General features: G+C 60.8%; 9 protein-coding genes. All 9 read right to left on the minus strand.

Going from position 1 to position 18,548, the window contains the following annotated elements; translation table 11 throughout:
• Position 1: 1 nt before the first annotated feature.
• From E0E39_RS12295 to E0E39_RS12335, 9 genes are read right to left on the minus strand one after another with little or no spacing between them, the layout of a single operon-like run.
• Complete coding sequence (locus E0E39_RS12295) at positions 2-1,159, minus strand: acyl-CoA dehydrogenase family protein (RefSeq protein WP_130875002.1); 1,158 nt, start codon at positions 1,157-1,159, stop codon at positions 2-4.
• Positions 1,156-3,423 carry a polyketide synthase gene (locus tag E0E39_RS12300; RefSeq protein WP_130875003.1) on the minus strand — a complete coding sequence of 756 codons (2,268 nt, stop codon included), beginning with the start codon at positions 3,421-3,423 and terminating at the stop codon, positions 1,156-1,158. Before E0E39_RS12300 ends, E0E39_RS12295 begins: the two co-directional genes overlap by 4 nt.
• Positions 3,420-6,056 (minus strand): PEP/pyruvate-binding domain-containing protein, encoded by a 2,637-nt coding sequence (locus E0E39_RS12305; RefSeq protein WP_130875004.1) that lies wholly within the window; start codon positions 6,054-6,056, stop codon positions 3,420-3,422. The genes E0E39_RS12300 and E0E39_RS12305 overlap by 4 nt, the downstream gene beginning before the upstream one ends.
• Positions 6,053-7,087 carry an SAM-dependent methyltransferase gene (locus tag E0E39_RS12310; protein WP_130875005.1) on the minus strand — a complete coding sequence of 345 codons (1,035 nt, stop codon included), beginning with the start codon at positions 7,085-7,087 and terminating at the stop codon, positions 6,053-6,055. The genes E0E39_RS12305 and E0E39_RS12310 overlap by 4 nt, the downstream gene beginning before the upstream one ends.
• Positions 7,075-7,929, minus strand: coding sequence for a thioesterase II family protein (locus E0E39_RS12315; RefSeq protein ID WP_342770201.1), 855 nt, complete (start codon positions 7,927-7,929; stop codon positions 7,075-7,077). Before E0E39_RS12315 ends, E0E39_RS12310 begins: the two co-directional genes overlap by 13 nt.
• Positions 7,872-15,107 carry a type I polyketide synthase gene (locus E0E39_RS12320; protein ID WP_130875007.1) on the minus strand — a complete coding sequence of 2,412 codons (7,236 nt, stop codon included), beginning with the start codon at positions 15,105-15,107 and terminating at the stop codon, positions 7,872-7,874. Before E0E39_RS12320 ends, E0E39_RS12315 begins: the two co-directional genes overlap by 58 nt.
• A complete protein-coding gene (locus tag E0E39_RS12325; RefSeq protein WP_130875008.1) occupies positions 15,091-16,635 on the minus strand; it encodes an amino acid adenylation domain-containing protein in 1,545 nt (514 codons plus the stop codon). Before E0E39_RS12325 ends, E0E39_RS12320 begins: the two co-directional genes overlap by 17 nt.
• A complete protein-coding gene (locus E0E39_RS12330; protein WP_207302492.1) occupies positions 16,632-18,248 on the minus strand; it encodes an aminotransferase class I/II-fold pyridoxal phosphate-dependent enzyme in 1,617 nt (538 codons plus the stop codon). The genes E0E39_RS12325 and E0E39_RS12330 overlap by 4 nt, the downstream gene beginning before the upstream one ends.
• A complete protein-coding gene (locus E0E39_RS12335; protein ID WP_165444777.1) occupies positions 18,245-18,499 on the minus strand; it encodes an acyl carrier protein in 255 nt (84 codons plus the stop codon). The genes E0E39_RS12330 and E0E39_RS12335 overlap by 4 nt, the downstream gene beginning before the upstream one ends.
• Positions 18,500-18,548: the final 49 nt, after the last annotated feature.

Genomic DNA, 18,548 nt, shown 5'->3' on the forward strand with positions numbered 1-18,548 from the left:
GTCACCCTTCTTGCCTAGAACTTTGACGAGTGATTTCGAGAGACTTGGCGATGTTGTCGAGCAGTGCGTCGTTCGACCCGGAGAAAACCTGCGCCGGGAGTGCATCTCGAACAAGTCTCTGCGCAGTAGAGCCGAAAAGACCCGCGCCGCCTTGAAGACGCGTACATACAAGCCCCACCTCGATGGCCGTCCGACTGACGACGATTTTGGCCATATCCCCGAGAACGACGGCGTCTGGGGAATTCGCGTCGAGTGCCGCGGCAGCCCTGAACAGGAGTGACCTCGCCCCCTCGAGACCTGTTGCCGCCTCTGCAAGAGCATGGCTCACCGCCTGGAGGTCGATGAGTCGTCGCCCAAACTGCTTTCGAGCGGCCAAGTATTCCTGCGCCTCCTTGAGAGCACGACGACACTGCCCCAGGTAAAGCCCGTGAAGACAGACACGTTCCCAGGCCATCGCCGTGCTGAAAACCGCGCCACCAGCTCCTTCGCCCCCGAGTATCGCATCCAGAGCGACACGGCAATCATCCAGTCTCAGGTCGCCGAGCGGCGTCGAGGGCATGAACGGCTTCTCGCAGGAAACACCGGCTTCAAAACCGGTTGTACTGGCAGGAACGAGGAAACCTGATGAAGCGAAGAATGACCGCCCCTGCGCGGTTTTAGCGATGACAAGTACGAGATCGGCTTCGGAAGCATTCGTGATCATCGCCTTGGCCCCATTAAGACACCATCCATCGCTCTCGTGCTGCGCCGATGCCCGACCGGCCATGGCATCAGAACCGGCCTCCGGCTCAGTGACAGCAAACGCCCCGATGAGGGATCCCCCGACGAGTCCGGGGAGCCATTTTTCTCGCTGCTCACGCCTCCCGAAGACTGCGATGGGCAGGGCACAAGCAAAATTGTGGGCGCACAGAGCAAAAAGGAAACCCGTGTCGTCACTACTTTCGCTGAGCGCTTCGACGACTGCCACCGACATGCGTGCCGGGAGCCCTGCGCCACCATATTCCTCAGGAACGCCCAGGCCCGCCAGCCCCAGCTCACCGGCCTGACGGAACCGGTCGCGGAAACTACCTCGCGCTTCGAGCCGCGCTCCCATCTCACGCGCCCAGGACAGCAACTCTTCATGATCCTCCGAATAGAATGCTCTAGGGAGTCTCATCATTTCTTTCCTCCTTCTTCTACTATCACGTGGTAGTTGATGCCCCCTGTGCCGAAGGCGCTAACTGCGGCCCGGCCGATACCCTCGCCCGACACCGGAAGGAACTCGGTTCCGGAAGGCACGTGGAAGCCCCGTCCCTGGAGCCGTCGGCGATCCTTCTCCGTCAGTCCCGGGGTACGCGGCACCGTTCCTTCCCGAACCGCGGCTTCCACACGGAGAAACCCTGCGAGTCCGGCAGCTGAAAAGGTGTGTCCGATGCTGGATTTCACCGATCCGATACACAGCCCGTTGATTCCGTAGGCTCCGTTGATTCCGTAGGCAGCCGTCATCGATTCGAGTTCAACGGCATCACCACGCACTGTCCCCGTACCGTGCGCCTCGACATATCCAATGGATACGGCCTCAACACCGGCTTCCGCCAAGGCCATCTCCATGGCAACCCTCTGGCCATTTGCATCCGGAGCCAACATGGACCGTGCATCGCAGGAACCCCCTACACCCAGGACCCTGACACCGTTTTCGGTCTCATAATCGGGAAGCAGGAGCACGGCGCCCGCTCCGTCCCCCGGGAGGAAACCGTCAGCCGCCTCGGAGAACGGCGTCATGGCGGTGCTACGACTCAACATGCCCAGTGCAGAGCAAAGAACGAGGTCCCGTATTCCTGTGGGAAACTCGACGCCGCACACCAGCACGTAGTCGGTTCTGCTCAAGCGCAGAGACCGGAATGCGACGTCCAGGGCGGCAAGACTGGAGGCACACGCGGCCTCGACCGCCAAGGGCAAAGCGTCAAGCCCCAGTTCATCCGCGACGAATGCGGCGACCGAGCAGGAGGAACGCGCGTCAATCGAATGCATCGCGCTGGATCTGACCTCGGAGGATTCTGCCACCAGGTGTTCCTGGAGGCGTGACGAGGTCGCGGCGTCCATGCCTAACTCGCTGCACAGTCGTTCGAGAATTCTTCGCGTTTCCTCCGTTCCGAGATCGCTCAACCGGCCACACGGAATGCCGAGCGGAGTTGCGACAACGACCATGCCGTTCCTGCCCGTGAGATCACACCCACTAGTGTCGACGGCCTCACTGCACACGTGCAGCGCAGCGAGACGCACGGGCTCCAGCAGGCGCAACCGGCCGGCCGAGATCGCACTTTCACTGGGCGGGTTGTCCATCAAAGATGAAACGGCTCCACGCATGCAGTAGGTGCGGCCCGAACTCACGCTTCCCTCGGAACACAGTTGCCGAGGTATGCGATCCTTCAGCTCCCGAAAGAACGGTTGGCTGATCCGGTCAAAGGCCTCCCTGCCCCGTGCGTCTGCGAACCACGCACTCGTTCCGGTCACCACCACCCCATGTTTGTCCCGTTCCCCGGACGCATTGACGCAGCAGGTTCCGCCTACGACGCGCACAACGGCAACCGCTCCGCTCCCCGACACCGTTGAGATCTCACGCTCGGCGTCCTTCCCATCGCACTCATCCAAGGCCTTGAGGATGGCGAGCGCCGCATCCGTGACACGGGCAGACCCCGTCCCACGAATGCGAACGTCAGTCCCACAGGCCCCCTGTTCCAGCGCACGCTGAAGCAGTGCTCCACGGGGCCGACGACGGAAGCGTACCTCGAGAATGCGTGAATAAATATCTTCTGTCCTAGCCTGACGGACAAGTATCGCGACGGCCCGTCCTTCCCGGGGCAACCCCGACTCTCGACCGACCTCCACAACCGGGGCCCGCGCGTCGGAAATGCCCTCGTGCTCATCAACGAACACGAGAAGGAGAGAATCGACGACGCCGTCCCCCAGGAGCAGAAGAGCATGGGAAAGTGCGACCGCGACCGTGGTCTCGTGTGCATCAAGCGCCAGAACACGACCACGCAGGCGGAAGGCCACAGCGAGACGTGCCGGGATACTGCTCGCCATCTCACCGATCTTGTCCTGAGAACCACCGCCAAAAATTCTCGCCGTAGCATCAAGCGCTTCGTTGGGATCCACTCCCATTTCGCCCCAGAACGTGGAAGCCCCGCACGCGATTCTCATCGCGTTGCGCCGCTGAACCGCCGTATTCCCTGTGATCCCGACGAGAACCCCGGTATGCTCTCCTGTTGGCCTGTCAGGATAGTCGAGGCATTTCTCCGTAGCCCGAAATGCCAAGATCTGTGCCTGCGACAACGAACTCCGGTAGGTTAGGGGGACGCGACAACGCCGAAGCAGGGCGGAGACATCCCCGATATCGGATTCAGAGCACTCGGCCGAACGAGTCACGACGAGTGCATTCACCGCCGCTCCCTTTCTTCCTCTTCACCACTGCCCAATATCTCCACGACACCCCGGACTCCATCCACACGAATCCGGTCACCAGTGCGAATCCATGAAGTTCCGGAGTGCGTGTTCACAACCGACGGGACACCCAGTTCGCGCGCGACGATCGACGAGTGGGAGAGCAAGGAGCCGGTATCGGCGACGACTCCGGCTGCCATGGCAAAAAGCGGCGTCCAGGAAGCATCCGTGAAAGTCGTGACGAGAATTTCTCCCGCTTGCATCTCCCCGGCCTGAGAGTCAAGGTCGACGACGACACGAGCCCTGCCCTCGACAACACCAGGGCTCGTTCCCAGCCCAGTCAGCACATCCCTGCTGCTCCCGGCAGACTCTCCAGCCTCCCCCTGAAGGCTCCCGTCCCACGTACCGATGATGGTCAGTGGGGGCTCAGGTCCCCGAAGATTGCGCTCGTACTCGGCACGTCCTCGCTCAACAGCCTCCGGAGAGAAAAAGCTTTCCCACGCAGCCTCATTCGCGAGACAGCGCCGGAAATCCTCAAAATTGAGAAGCCAGATTTCATCCGCGGAGTTCAAGAACCCGTCCGCTGCAGCGCGCCGGGCACATTCAACAACGATACGACGAATGAGCCAGATCGCCGTGACCATGGGCATCCGCGTCACTTCTCGCAACCGACTGAACTCAGTATAGGCTCGCACAACCGCTCCAAGGACAAGAGCCCGATGACGCGGCAACCTCTTCAAAATATCAACCGGATTTCTACGGTCATTCACATGATGCTCCACCGTTTCAAGCAATCCGGGTTGAGTGAGATACGCCGAGAGTATGGTCAGGACATAGGTTGGATCATCCAACCACCTGGGGCGGGAAAGCTCCATCTCTTGGCGGCCGCGGGTGCCATGTTCCCGGAGAAATTCCTCTACGTGCGACTTAATAAACCTCCGCCCCTCAACATCATTGGAAAGAGCTTCCAAGAGATGTGAAGAATTTCCAGCTTGGAGAATTTGTGAAACAGCCGGTATTTTCTGTGCCTTCCGCGCAAGAACAGCAAGATCTCCCGCTGTCCTCACAGTTCGCAGTGCCGACATGTCAGCTTTTACCCCGTGGACGAGATCATCCACGGAAGCCCCCCCGAGCCAAGTACTTCCGAGCTTCGCAAGAAGCTGATACACGCCAGCAGCATTGAGATAATAAGGCATGTAACCGACATGCGTCTTGTGAAAAGCCTCGAGCGCTTCCTCGAGTTTTACCCCGAGCTGACCGCGGGACAGCACCGACAGGTCTTCTCCACACGAGGACCTGAGTACCTCGCGTCGCCATTTCTCGAGGCGCCGGGCCCGAGAACGCATGCTCGCCGTCTCACGCAGGGTCGACAACACCCAGTAAACTGCCCCTTTGACGGACTCAGTCACTCCAGGACTTTCACCAAACGGATTGCTGTACATCTCATTCGCGGTGTCGCAGCTGCGGAATCGTTCGGTGAAAGTGGACTGGTTCCGCGTAGCCAACGACTGCTGAAGCATCCGCGCCGTGTAAGAAATGTTGAGGTATACGTATCCACGCAGGTATCCCATGTGCAATTCAGGTTTTCCGCAGTCAGCAATACCCGTGGCGCGGACACAATCACAGTGAACCCAGTACTGGTAGTAGCGCGCGAAGCTGAGGCCCATCGGGGTCATCATCCCATTGAAGATCTCCCCGATGTCCATCCGAGACCACATCGTTCCGGCCCGTATCCCGGGGGAGACAGCCACCTCGTAAGGCGACAGCCCCCGGGAGTGTGCATCGACCGTGGTGACATTGCGTGCCTGGAGGAGCCGGATCCCTTCCTGATCAACACAAAACTCGATGTCCACGGGAGCCTCGAACCGTTCACGGACCTGCCTCGCGAGTGAGCACAGTTGTTTCCTCTCTTCATCGGAAAGGCTCGGTTCGCGTCGGTGTTCCCGATCAACGCCTACTGCCACGGGTCCCTCACCGGGACGAACCATGATCTTCTCGGTTTTCTCCCCTACCTCAGCTCGCAGCGTTTCCCCACTCCTGGGGTCGAGCCAGAACCTGTCCACGACGACATGACCCTGAACAACGCCTTCGCCCGCACCCCAGCTCGCTTCCACGACCATTTTCCCGCTCTCAGGTTCCAGCGGATCAACGGTGAAGAGGACACCTGAGGTGCGAGCGTCAACCATCTCTTGGACGACAACAGCCATACCAGCAGGTTCCGCCCCGTTCCTGTAGTACGCATCGGCCCTTTCGGAACGCTCCGAGGCGACACAGCTCGCGATCGCATCGAGAAGCTCCTTCTCGCTGCTCACCCCCAGCACCGTCTCGTGGATACCCGCCGCGGACTTCGTCCTCCCGTCCTCGCCCGGAGCGGAACTGCGCACCGCGACGACCGGATTACCAAGTCGACGATACGCCTCAAGGACGAGCGTCCTTCCTTTCTCGTCCAGTCCTCCACGCAGAAGACCGCTCGTGACACAGAAACCCGAGGGGACGGGCAGTCCCCAGGCCGTGAGTAGATCAAGGGACGCCCCTTTGCCCCCCAACTGCTCGAGTCTTGAGGGCATTTCCACGCCCTCACCAAGCGGAACGACATTTTCTTGAGCCGCGGTACCCACTGTTTCTCTCATCATCCCCTCACTCCTTCCTTGCAGGCCATGAACGCAACGAGAGAGAACCCCGGCAGAGGTTTTGTGCGGGTGATCTGGGTGAAGCCAGCTTCCCGGAAGGCGCAGAAGATCTCCTCTTCATGGGGCAGACCGGACCTGCCATCGGAACACCGGAACCACAGATCAAGTGCAGAAACCGCCGTGACGCGACCTGGCACTGAGGTCGTCAGGAGGAGAGTGCCTCCTGATTCGAGTAGTTCTGCGCAGTGCCTCAGAAGTTCTACACGCTCCCCTCGGGAAAAGTAATAGATGAGGTTGTGGAGAGTCACGACATCGAATCGACGTCCCTTCAGTTCACGAACGTCACCGTGCTCGACCGTCACATTCCCGGAAACTCCCCTTTGCAGAAATTTGTCCCGCATCTGTTCGACGAGCTCCTCCTCGATTTCAAGACAGGTCACCTGCAAGTTGGGTTCCTGCTTCTGCGCGTAAAGCGCGTACTCACCGTCCCCGGCCCCGACCTCGAGCCACGTGCGTGGCCTCGCCTGCTGCACGAGTTGACGAACCGTGGCTTTGACAAGAGGTTCCACGAGGCGAGTGGAGCGAGCGATGATGGCAGGCCCCTGTTCTCCAAGACGGAGGGCAGCTCCCGAAGAGGCGAGTCGGGGTGCGGCGAGGATCGCCTCGCAGTGGTACAGGACAACCTCAAGTAGTCCTGCCGGACCAATCCCACTCGCGTCCCGGGCGAGCAACCGAGCCTCGACTGACCGCAACCGGAACCGACCGCTCGGATCCCGCCGAAGCACTCCGGTCGAAACACCCAGCTCAAGCCACGGAGCCACGAGATCAGGCCTCGAACCCGCCCCGATTCGGAGTGCCACATCATCCACGCCGAGGGCGCGGTTTCCCGCAAACGCTCCCAACAGGTCGCTCCGGGCGATCGATGCAAGGAACACAGCCTTGTAGTAAGGCCCCATCAGACGTGTCTGAACAGCAGCGAGCCCCGGCATCCAGCTCGCCCGGACCATGTCCATCAGATTCTTCAGTACTCCCACGTTTCAGGTCTCCTAACGACCTCATCGGCCCAGCGTGCAAAATCCCCGATGACTTCTGATGCGGCAGCGGCGTCGAAAAGGAAGAAATGCGACCCCGGATATTCGCGCCGCGAGAACGCTCCCGTCGTGCACATGGCCCACTTCTCGACCTGTGCACCGGTTGCGATCGGATCCCCGGCCCCTGTCAGTGCGACGATGGGACACGACAGCAGCCCGTCGTTTCTCGGCCGATGACTGCGACAAATCTCAAGGTCTGCCTGGAGCAGGGCCAGCCGCTCCGGGCTCGGCACCCGCGCTCCAAGAGCTGCGAGTTCGTCGCAGAGACCCAATGACTCGGCTGACCCATCGGCACCGTCGATACCCGGAACCCGAAAAGACTTGCCATACTCTGCAGGTGCGCGGCTGCCCGACACGAAAAGAATGCCGGGTTCCCCGTATCCCTCGTTCCGGAGGACGCATGCAATTTCATGCGCCAGAAGAGCCCCCATGCTGTGCCCCAGCACGGCGAAAGGTGGGATCGGCGGTGGTCCGAGAACGGCGCGTATGGTCATCACGATGTCCTCAACCGCCACAGCCGCATCCCGGATCAAGGGCTCTCGTATGCGCCGTCGCCGTCCGGGCAGGTCAATGGCGAACACGTCGCCATGAGCTCCGAGCGGCTCCAGCCACGAATGGAAGATGGAACTTGCTCCCCCAGCATGGTGAAGAAGGATGAAACTCGGACGACGGTTCCCAAGCCCAGTGCTGCTTGTCGTACAGGATGGCCTGACCGGCGGTCTCCACGTCAACACCGGGACCACCACCAAGCAGCGGTCTCGGCAAGGGCACGCCGGTAACTCCACGGTCTGTCGGTCCAGAAGGTGTCCATCGCCTCGATACCTGCGCGGAGCCCGACTCCAGGATCGGTCATGGAACCTTCCTCCAATAGGTGAGAGGCTTCGTCCATGCCGTTCGTGAGCACGGCGAGATCACGCAGATACCGTCCCCACGTGAGTCCGTGTGGATCCACGATCTCCAAGCAGCGGCCGTATGTAGCCTCGGAACCGGCCGCCTGCGCGGCCGCTGCGGCGAGGTTCGCGGTACAGACGAGTGGCGCGGGCGCGGAAACCATTTCTCCGTTGACGAGCCCAGCCCGGGCCAAGGCCGCCGCGGTCACCACGGTGCCACGACACCCCGGGCCATAAACGGCTCGGGCCACCAACACCGTGAAGTGCACCCCACAGGCTCTGGCCTCCGCGAATACCGTCGCATCGCCCTCCCCGCGCAGACCTCGCTCACACTTGTCGGACCCGGTGAAACCCGAAGGAGTCCTATCCGACCAGGACACGCGGACAAGGCGGGTTCCTCGAGCAAACCCACCAGGCCCAAGGGGATCAGGACCATCCACGCCAACGCAATCGAAGACGAGTCCCGGTTTTTCGGTTCCCGGTCTTCCCTCTATCACCGAGATTTCCATGGCTCTCAGATGTTCGACCAGCTGATGGCCGAGGGCGGATTCCGGGTTGATTACGTGCGCAGTAACGCCCTCCCCCGCCATACCTTGTTTCTTCTTCTCTTCTTCAAGACTCACCCCCGAGGAGCGGTCCTGTGGAATCGTGGTCCGCCGCGGCACGGCAGGACTCCGAGGAGCACGCTGCGTGTCCACGGAGCAGTGCGCCATCACGGGGTGAGACCCGCAAGCCAAATCAGCCAGGCACGTCACGACGCTCTTGAGGTCGCGTTCATCGTGCTCGGCGTTGATGAAGAAACGGATTCGAGCGGCATCCCGGGGAACTGCGGGGTATCCGATCGGCATGGCATTGAAGCCACGCCTAAACAGCTCATCTGAGATTTTCACCGTTCGAGACCATTCCCCGATGATGACCGGAACCACGGCAGATTCGCGCGAGACACCGATGTTGAGTCCAGCTTCCCGGGCAAGCTGACGGAACGCATCGGCCCGGTCATGAAGATCTTGTACCCGCTTGGGTTCCCTGCGCAGGACCTCGATAGCAGCCAATGCAGCTGCTGCGTTCGCAGGTGAAGGGCCTGTGCTGAAGAGATACAGTGGCGCCGAATACCGCAGGTAGTCGATCATGTCGCGCGAGCCCGCGATATAGCCTCCGAGGCTGCCGAGGGCCTTGCTCAGGGTACCCATCCACAGGTTGACGGCTTCTCCAGGAACGCACTGGGATTCACCTATTCCTCGGCCCGTTTCACCGAGCACCCCGATCGAATGTGCTTCATCGATCATGAGCAGTGCATCATGTTTCTCAGCAAGGGTCACCAAACCAGGTAGATCGGGAAGATCCCCGTCCTGACTGTATGCCCCTTCCGCGCAGATGAGAGCACGTCGATGCGAACCTCGCATCCGTGTGAGCAAAACGTCGAGTGAGTCCAAATCGTTGTGCCGGAAGGAACGGCGGACCGCCCCCGACATGAGTGCCCCTCGCACGCAGCTGTCGTGGGACCATTCGTCATGAACGATGAGATCCTCGGATCCCATGAGATGCGAGATCGTTCCCACATTCGTCGAGTGCCCACTCGCGAAGATGAGCGCTGCCTCGGTCCCGACCAAGTCCGCTATGGCTGACTCGAGGTCACGATGGAGCGGCGTCTCCCCGTGAAGGAGAGGCGTCGCCGCGGCTGAGGTGCCATAGAGGTCGACCGCTTCGATCGCCCTACGCCGCACCTCAGGGTGATGCGAGAACCCAAGATAATCGAAGCTGGCAAAATTCACCATCGAACGCCCACGAACCGTTATGCGTGCACCGTTGAAATCCTCGTGGACACGTTCGTACGGATTCGACGTCCCGTTCAGCACGCGGGCAAAGCGGTCAGCCACTTCCCGAGCCTCGGGCCAGGACGCGACATTCCGAGTCGACTCCTGACAGGCCTGTACGAGTGTGGATCTCATGGAAACGTTCTCCGAAAATTGCTCCGGGCTGGACAACGGTTTGGTGGTATCAGGACGGACAGACGCCCAAGGAACATCCTTCTCAGCCACCGGCTCGGTGCTGCTCAGTGCGGACAGAACAGCCTCGAGCGTCGGATCCCCCACAAGGTTCTTCATCAGCTGTTCTTGCGGAGACGATCCGTACGCGGCAAGCGATCGGGCAAGGGCACTGATCATGAGCGAATCCAACCCGAGATCGCTGTGGAGTCGATCTTGCGCGCCAAGCCGTTCAACGGGGAAACCACTTATTCCAGCGAGCTCGGTCAAGATGATCTCTCGGTTCAACCCCTGCGCGCTCCGCGGAACCGTCGTCGTTGTCTGCTCTGCTCGCTCCGGCCCGGGACACAAGTCTTCTGGTGTCCTCGTGAAACCTACGAAAGCCCGACGCGGACGGCGTGTCGAAAAATGCGTTTCCGTCCCCCAGTCAACCTCGACCCCACCGGCCTCGGCTGTCGCAAGAGCACGGAGGAAGGCCTCCACACCATGCTCAGTGGCCAGTAGCGGCGCCACCCGCGCAGAACCCGAAAGAACCCGTCGCGCAGAGCCCACCAGTGTGCTGTCGCCCAGCTCCAGCGCGATGGCCGGCTTCCTGTCGCGTATATGGGCAAAGGCTTCCCCGAAACGCACAGGTCCGATGGCGTGCAGTACCCAGTGATCTGCTCCAAGTTCGGTCATGAGGGCGCCCGTTGTGGAGGAGAACCATGCGAGGGCGGGACTACGTCCCGCCAAATCCCGGCTCATGTCGCGCAAGACCTCTGCCGCCTCGGTGACGGCCGGGGTGTGAAATGCATGGTCTACTGGGAGCAGCTGCGCCGGGATCCGTTTCCGGGCGAACGCACCAAGAAGTGGGGTCACGTCCCGTTGCGGTCCCGCGATTACAACTACTTCCGGTTCGTTGAAAGCCGCAACGGCCCAGTCAGAATGTGCCGCCAGAATTTCCTCGAGTTCGGAAGCAGCAGCCCGGCATGCGATCATGGCACCAGCAGGCGCCTTCCCCATGGCCTTCCCCCGCAGAACGGCGAGATCCAATGCCTCGGCCTCGCTGAGGGCTCCGGAAAGCGCCGCCGCAGTGATCTCACCGACGCTGTGCCCCAACAGCAGATCCGCAAATATGCCGTGTGCAGCCAGCGTTTCTGCCAAGGCCAGTTGTAACGCGACAAGAAGGGGTTGCTGCATCTCCGTACGCCGGAAGACCAGCGGATCCGCAGTCGGATCTGTGAGAAACTCCTTCGCGGCGCCGACCCCTCGCGCCTCCAGCTCGTCGCAGAGACGGTCCAAGGCAGCGGCGAAACTCGCCGATCTGTCTCTCAACTGTCCTGCGATTCCTGGCGACGTACTACCCTGTCCCGGGAGAAGGAAGAGCACCCCTCCACCCGGTGCATCACGCCAGGACAACGCATCGGGATGCGCTTCATCGTGGGCAACCGCGCGAAGTGCTTCACAAGCCCTGTTCGGATCCGATGCAACGACGACTACGTGCTCCCGCGCACCTGGCGCGGCGGGACACGGAATATCCACTCCTCGGGATCTCTCCACCTCGTCAGCGAACCGGGCGGCCATTTCACGAAGCTCCCGGCCATCCGTTGCCGCAAGTCGGAGGACACGGGGCATCTGGCCTTCGGGCCCGGCATCTCCCGGGGGGCCGAGAACCGCGTGCCCGAGCGCTCCGCCGAACCCGAAAGAGCTCACCGCAACGCACGATGCGCGAGGAACCAGTGTCTTGGGTTCGCGGGGAATGACGAGGCCGCTCCCTTCCCACTTGAAATGCCGTGTCGGGACGTCCACACCTATGACGGGGGGAACGGCACCGCTCTCGAGGACAAGCGCAGCCTTGACGAGCCCCACCAAGCCGGCTGCCGCCTCGAGATGCCCAATATTGTTTTTCACGGCTCCGATGAGAAGGGGGGAAGATGCTTCACGTCCTCGGCCGTAGACCTCGGCTAGAGCCGTGAGCTCGATGGGATCGCCAAGGGCGGTACCGGTCCCATGGGACTCGACGAAGGCAATTTCGCCAGGCTCCGTTTCGGCGTCTTTGAGAGCGGCACGCAGTACCGCCACCTGCGAGGAAGACGAGGGTGCTGTCAGCCCGTTGGTTCTTCCCGCGTGCGAGACAGCGCTTCCCCTGACCGTCGCGTACACTCGCTCACCACATGCGTGGGCATCTTCACGCCGACGCAGGAGGAGCGCGGCAACGCCCTCGCCGCGTACATATCCCGCGGCTCCCTCGGAAAAGGCACGAGGCCGACCATCGGGAGCGAGCATCTCCCCATCCTCAAGAACCTCGAAGACGCGCGCCGAACTCATGTGGTTGACTCCTGCGACGAGAGCCGCATCGCACTCCCCCCGGCGGATGGATTGCAACGCGATGTGGAACGCCGTGAGCGAGGAGGAGCACGCCGTGTCCACAGCCAGGCTCGGACCGGTGAGGTCCAAGAGATAGGAAATCCGGTTGGCGACGATGGCGTGACTCGCTCCCGTGGCCTCGTAGATCTCCGGACGCGCACCGGAAGCCTGACGTTCAAGGGCCGAGTCGGATGACGACACACCGACGAAAACCCCCATTCGCCTCGTCGGTGGCTCTTTCCAGACATGGCCCGCGTCCTCCAACGCCTGACAGCACGCAACCAGCACGAGTGCCTGTTGAGGGTCCAATGTCGCTGCTTCACGCTCCGAAATACCGAAGCTCTTGGCATCAAGTGTGCCAAGAGCGCCTATCCAGCCCGCGGGCCGCCCTTCAACTCCTCCATGCCCCGTCAAGCAGATCCCTGTACGCCCCTCAAGGAGCATCCTCTCGAACTCACGGGGCGTTTCTGCCCCCGGAACGCGGCACGCGACCCCTGTGATGACGACGGTGCAGTCGATCCCGTCGGGTTCAGGTGAGGAAGGTTCAGGCGAGGAATCAGCCGGGAGCGCCGTAAGAGAACGAGCAAGTTCCGCAACTGTCGGATGATCGAAGACCAATTCCGGAGACACTCGGACACCGCCACGTTCCGAGAGACGCTCGCAGAGAATCACTGTCTGACGCGAATCGACACCAAGATCTCGCAGGGGGGTGTTCTCATCAACCTGATCAGGAGGAATTCCCAAGAGTTCTCCGAGAATTACTCTGATCGCGTATGTACAACAGTCTCCCGGGGTTTCCTGATCTGCAGGTTCTGCTCTGAAACCGAGAGTGGCGAGGGAAGGATTCTTCAGGACCTCACTGACGTCAATGCCCGGCTGCGCCGCTGCATGAAACATGATGTCGGCGAATCGAATGTCAAGGCTCTCGAGAGGCGTCTCTGGCGGATGGGCGGACAGCGACAGCTCTTGCGCACCATCAAGCCCAAGCGTCTCGGGGGCGAGAACGGATGCAGCAACGACATCGAGCCGCAGGGATTCGAAGAGTTCCCGAAAACCCGCACGCCTGATCTTCCCACTGGTCGTCCGCGGCGACGCCCCCAAAGGAACGAGCAGAACCGCTAGTGGAGTGATTCTCGCATGGGCGCCGAGTACCGCGCGCACTCGAGCGAGCAACCGCCTTGGATCATCGATGCGACCGCGAGAGGGTTCATAGGCGACGACGACGTGTTCGCGTCCGTCTAGCATCGTTCCGAAGACCGCTCCGTGGCCTCGTCGGAGCTCAGGTAGCTCGTTTTCGAGAAGCTCTTCCATGTCCGACGGATACACGTTCCGGCCCTCATGGATGATGAGGTCTTTACACCGACCGGTCAGGAAAAGATCACCCTCAAGGAGAAAACCGAGATCTCCCGTACGAAGATGTTCCTCATCACCATCCACAAGACACGCCCTGAACGTCTTCCTGCTCTGTTCAGGATGCCCCCAGTATCCCCGCGCAACACCGGGTCCCGTAACCCATACCTCACCAATGCGCCCATCCGGGAGTTGGCGACACGAATCGGGATCGACAATCCGTACCTGTGTGGCTCTGGCCGGACGCCCACAGCCGACCATCGTTGCCCCACCTCGCTCTTCAGTCCGGACGGCTCGTCCCTCCGCAAGAGCCTCCCGGTCGAGTTCGACGACACGAAGATCTCTATCTAGCGGTAAACAGGTCACCATGAGGGTTCCCTCTGCGAGTCCGTAGCCGGGAGTCAGGGCTTCACGGCGAAACCCGGCTGCTTCAAGAAGTTTCGCAAAACGTTCAAGAGACGCCGCACGAATCGGTTCAGCCCCGTTGACCGCCCGACGCCAACAGCTCAGGTCGAGTCCTTCGACATCTTTCGGACCGAGCCGGGCAACGATGTGGTCCAAGGCAAAATTCGGAGCGAACGTGGTCGTGACTTTCCCCTCCGAAATGGTTCGGAGCCAGAGTCCAGGCCTGCGTATGAATGTGGTCGGAGACATGTGCCAAGCCGTCAGTCCCCCGAAAATTGGCAAGAGAATACCGCCAATGAGCCCCATGTCGTGATAGGGAGGAAGCCAGGAGGCAACGGCACTGGAATCAGAGTGGCCGAACGCGAGATGCATCGCCGCAAGGTTTTCGAGGAGGTTCCTGTGAGTGATCTCTACACCACGCGGATTCCCCGTCGAACCCGACGTGTACTGCAGAAAAGCGAGGGTTTCTTGGTCAGGACTAGGAATCCTCAACGGTTCATCCGCGTGCGACACCGTCGTAACATCGACGCACGCGAGTCTCGTGAACAAATCCCCAGCTGCGGAGTGGGATGTGAACCCGTCGCCCTTCGCAGTATCTGTCAGGGCGACCTGCGCTGCGCAGTCCCTGACAACGACCCCGAGACGTTCAAGTGATGAACTGATGTTCCACGTGTCAAGCGGATAGGCGGGGACTGCCACCATTCCGGCATAGAGGCAGCCCATGAATGATGCGATGTACTCAATACCGGGCGGAAGGAGAAGCAGGATCCTGTCCCCGGGAGCACCCTTCTCAAGGAGATGATGCGCGATCCCCCACGCCTGATGCCTGAGCGTAGCGGCGCACACTGTCCGCGTCTTGCCCGACGAGTCGAGGAAATGCACGGCATTTTTATGGGGAGTTCGCTCGGCGAAATGGTCGAGCAAATCCGGAATCGTCCCGGCGAGATGCTGTTCGAGAATTGCATCCATGTTAGCGGTCGGCATCATCGCACACTCCTCCGGTGAGTTTCCGTAAAATCATCACGATCTCCCGGTGGTCGATTTTCCCGTTGCTGCTCCTGGGCAGCTCGTCGAGATTCTTCACACGATGCGGAATCATGTAGCGGGGCAGCAGGTGTGCACAGTGCCTCTTGAGGGTGAGAGTCTGGACGGGAAATCCTCTCTCGCTGACAACCGCCGCCACAAGAAGCATCCGGCCCTCAACCTCGATCGCTTCAACTGCCGCTTCAGCCACATCTGGAAATGATGAAACTGCCTTCTCCACCTCCCCGAGCTCAACCCGATGCCCTCCCACCTGAACCTGCCGATCCACCCTGCCGTGCAGACGGATCTCCCCACGTTCTCCATATTCACCGAGATCCCCGGTTCTGTGGACGCGGCGACCAGCCGTATCCACGACCGGACGTTTCGGTTGTCCTCGATACCCCGGCGAGACACATGCCCCGGTAACCACGATTTCTCCCACCACTCCGGCTTCCACGATCCTCGCACCGGATTCACCGATGATCTCCACCTGAGCTCCATCGACGGACTGCTCCAGATGGAGCTGGCCAGAGTTCTCGAGAACCTCTCGCGCATTCGAGATCGATGCGAGACACACGTTTGTCTCCGTGGGACCGTAGAGGTTACCCAGTTTTGTGTTCCCCGGGAGACGGCGGGCAAGTTCCCGCAACCGTTCGGGGCGGTAGGCTTCACCCGCAAAGAGCACGGTTCTCAGGCGGGATCCGCCGTCGTCGGGAAAATTGGTTCGTCTCACGAGCAGGTCAAGGGCGGACGGCACGGAGTACCAGATCGTGGGATGCCAGCGACGCAGCAAGGCCTCGATCATGACGGGATCTCCCCGCATCTGGTCGGGGACAGGAAGCAGCGAAGCGCCCGAAGCCATCGCGACGAAGAGGTCATGTGTGCTGAGATCGAAAGCGACCGAAGCATGCCCCACGAAACGGTCCTCAGGGGTCGGTTCGAAAACACGCATACACCACCGGACGAAGCCGCTGATGTTGCGATGCGTGAGACAGACCCCCTTGGGACGACCTGTTGACCCCGATGTGTAGAGAATCGCGGCGAGATCCTCGGGCTCCAGCTTCGGATCAGGACTCGGCCGCGTCCCCGTGGCGCGATCGCATGGTTCGACGACAAGACCCGACCATCGAGGTCCGAGCAAACCAGCCAGCTCAGGAGCCGTGATGATCGCGCTCGGTTCCACATCGTCGAGAATGACCTCCACGCGCGTCATCGGCTGAGTCACGTCCACAGGAACGTAACAGGCTCCTGCGCGCAGCACACTCAGGATGCTTGCCATGCACGCGGTCCCCTTCGGCAGCCAGACAACAACCGGCTGCCCTGGTCCCACCCCGAATGACGCGAGCTGGCCCGCCGTTGCTGACACGCGGTCCCACAGGCCTGCGTAATCGCAACCGTCCTCCCCGAGGATGGCAGGTCTTGATGCAACGTCCAGAGCCGGTGGAAGAACAAGTAGTAGTTCCTGCTCGAGTGGCCCGAGAAGACCATTCATCGCTCTTTCCTCCGACCGAGCCCGATGGAGTCCGCAGCATCACGCACGATATCCGCCGCAGCATCCAGATCCTGGGGTTCATGCTCCGCCGTAACGCTGATGCGTAACCGCGCCTGGCCAAGCGGTACACCAGGAAACACCACGGTCTGGCAGAACATGCCACGTTTTCTGACCTCCCGTCCGAGAGCGAGGGTCATGGACTCATCGCCCACAACGACGGGAAGAATGGCACTGTTCGAGTCTCCGAGATCGAATCCGTCGCCTTGCAGCCGGGAACGCAGTCGGTGGATGTTCTGCCACAAACGTTCAATCCTGTTCGGCTCGGCCCGCAGGATTTCGAGGGAAACGATGAGACCGGCTACGACGGGAGCGGGAATCGTCGCGGCAAAAACATAGGAGTTGGCGTAATACCGGAGGTACTCGATCACGTCGCCATCCCCAGTCACGAAACCACCGATACCGGCGAGCGCCTTGCTCATCGTCCCTACTTCCAGGTCGGGCTCATCCTTCAACCCGAAGTGCTCCGCCGTACCCGCACCGGTACGACCGAGAACTCCTGTAGCATGTGCATCGTCGACCAGAAGACGTGCCCCGTACTTCCTAGCCAACGCGACGAGTTCTGGAAGTGGGCAGATGTCCCCGTGCATGCTGAAGACACCATCAACAGCGATGAGAACACCTCCCGGTCGTGACGTCATCTCACGGAGACGCCGTTCAAGCGAGTTCACCTCGTTGTGAGCGAAAGACAGCCGCCGCGCCCCCGAAAGGCGCGCTCCATCTGTGATGGACATGTGATTGAGAGCATCTGCGATGATGCAATCACCCGGCCCCGCCAAAGCAGAGATGGTACCGAGGTTTGCCGCATACCCTCCGGGAAAGACGATGCACGCCTCACGGCCCTTGAATTCAGCAAGCCTACGCTCAAGCTCGAGGTGAAGTGCCGTCGTACCTCCGATTATCCGGCACCCGGTGTTCGTCGCCCCGTATGTACGAGCCGCATCGGAAATGGCCTCGGAAACTCGGGAGTCGCCGGCAAGCCCCAAGTAGTTGTTTGACGAGAAAAGGAGGTACTCACGATCATGCCCGGTCTGGGCATCGTGATATGTACCGCGCCCGTGCAACAAACCCGTAGAGGCCATCCCGTACCAGTAGAGTCGTCGCTCCTCCATGCCTCGGCGATGCTCAGCAAAACGATTGGTCTTGTCGAACAGGTCCCGGGAACCATCCGGACCGAAATCTCTCATAGAAATCTTGGAGAAAGACTTCTCCTCAAGCGAATCAGTTTCACCGGTTCCGACGCCTGGGGCTGCCCCATGAGGTTCTTCATCATCACGCTGTGCAGCGTCTTCCACGAGATCACCCGTCGTGACGCCAGCAGCACAGGCAATGTCGATGACATCGCCAACCGTATCCACTCCTCGACTGAGACGCGTCTCGGCTGTGTCTTTTTCGATTTCAGAAATCACGGCTTCAAGAAGCACGGAGTCGATCCCAAGGTCTTCCTCGAGAAGGGACTCTCGGACGAGTTCCTCCTCACTATAACCAGTGTGACGAGCGATAACACGCCGAACGACTGCCTCCGCAGCGGGCATGCGGCTCGTCACCGGGTTCACAGGCTTCCTTCTTTCTCCGCGACGACAAGGTCTCGAATTCTCCTGACCGTGCTGAAATTCTCTGGCACGATGTCTGTGAGAGAAACAGATTTCCCAAAGCGGTCATGGATAAACCTGACCACACCGAGTATCTCAACCGAATCAAGGATGTTGAGTTCGAGAAGAGGCGTCTCAGGGGTAAGCTCCTCGTCCTCCCCGTCAAGATAGGCGTCGGCAAGGTAACTGATCAGGGCTGCTTCGACCGTGTCCACGTGTCGTCTCCTCAAGTTCGCGGTTTGGCCACCGCACAGTAGCTTCCTG

The organism is [Pseudopropionibacterium] massiliense (assembly GCF_900607225.1).
Lineage (GTDB): Bacteria > Actinomycetota > Actinomycetes > Propionibacteriales > Propionibacteriaceae > Arachnia > Arachnia massiliensis.

Coding starts and splice junctions, on each gene's coding strand:
- E0E39_RS12295 (WP_130875002.1), bottom strand. CDS start 1,159: ATGATGAGACTCCCTAGAGCATTCTATTCGGAGGATCATGAAGAGTTG.
- E0E39_RS12305 (WP_130875004.1), bottom strand. CDS start 6,056: ATGATGAGAGAAACAGTGGGTACCGCGGCTCAAGAAAATGTCGTTCCG.
- E0E39_RS12325 (WP_130875008.1), bottom strand. CDS start 16,635: ATGAATGGTCTTCTCGGGCCACTCGAGCAGGAACTACTACTTGTTCTT.
- E0E39_RS12320 (WP_130875007.1), bottom strand. CDS start 15,107: ATGATGCCGACCGCTAACATGGATGCAATTCTCGAACAGCATCTCGCC.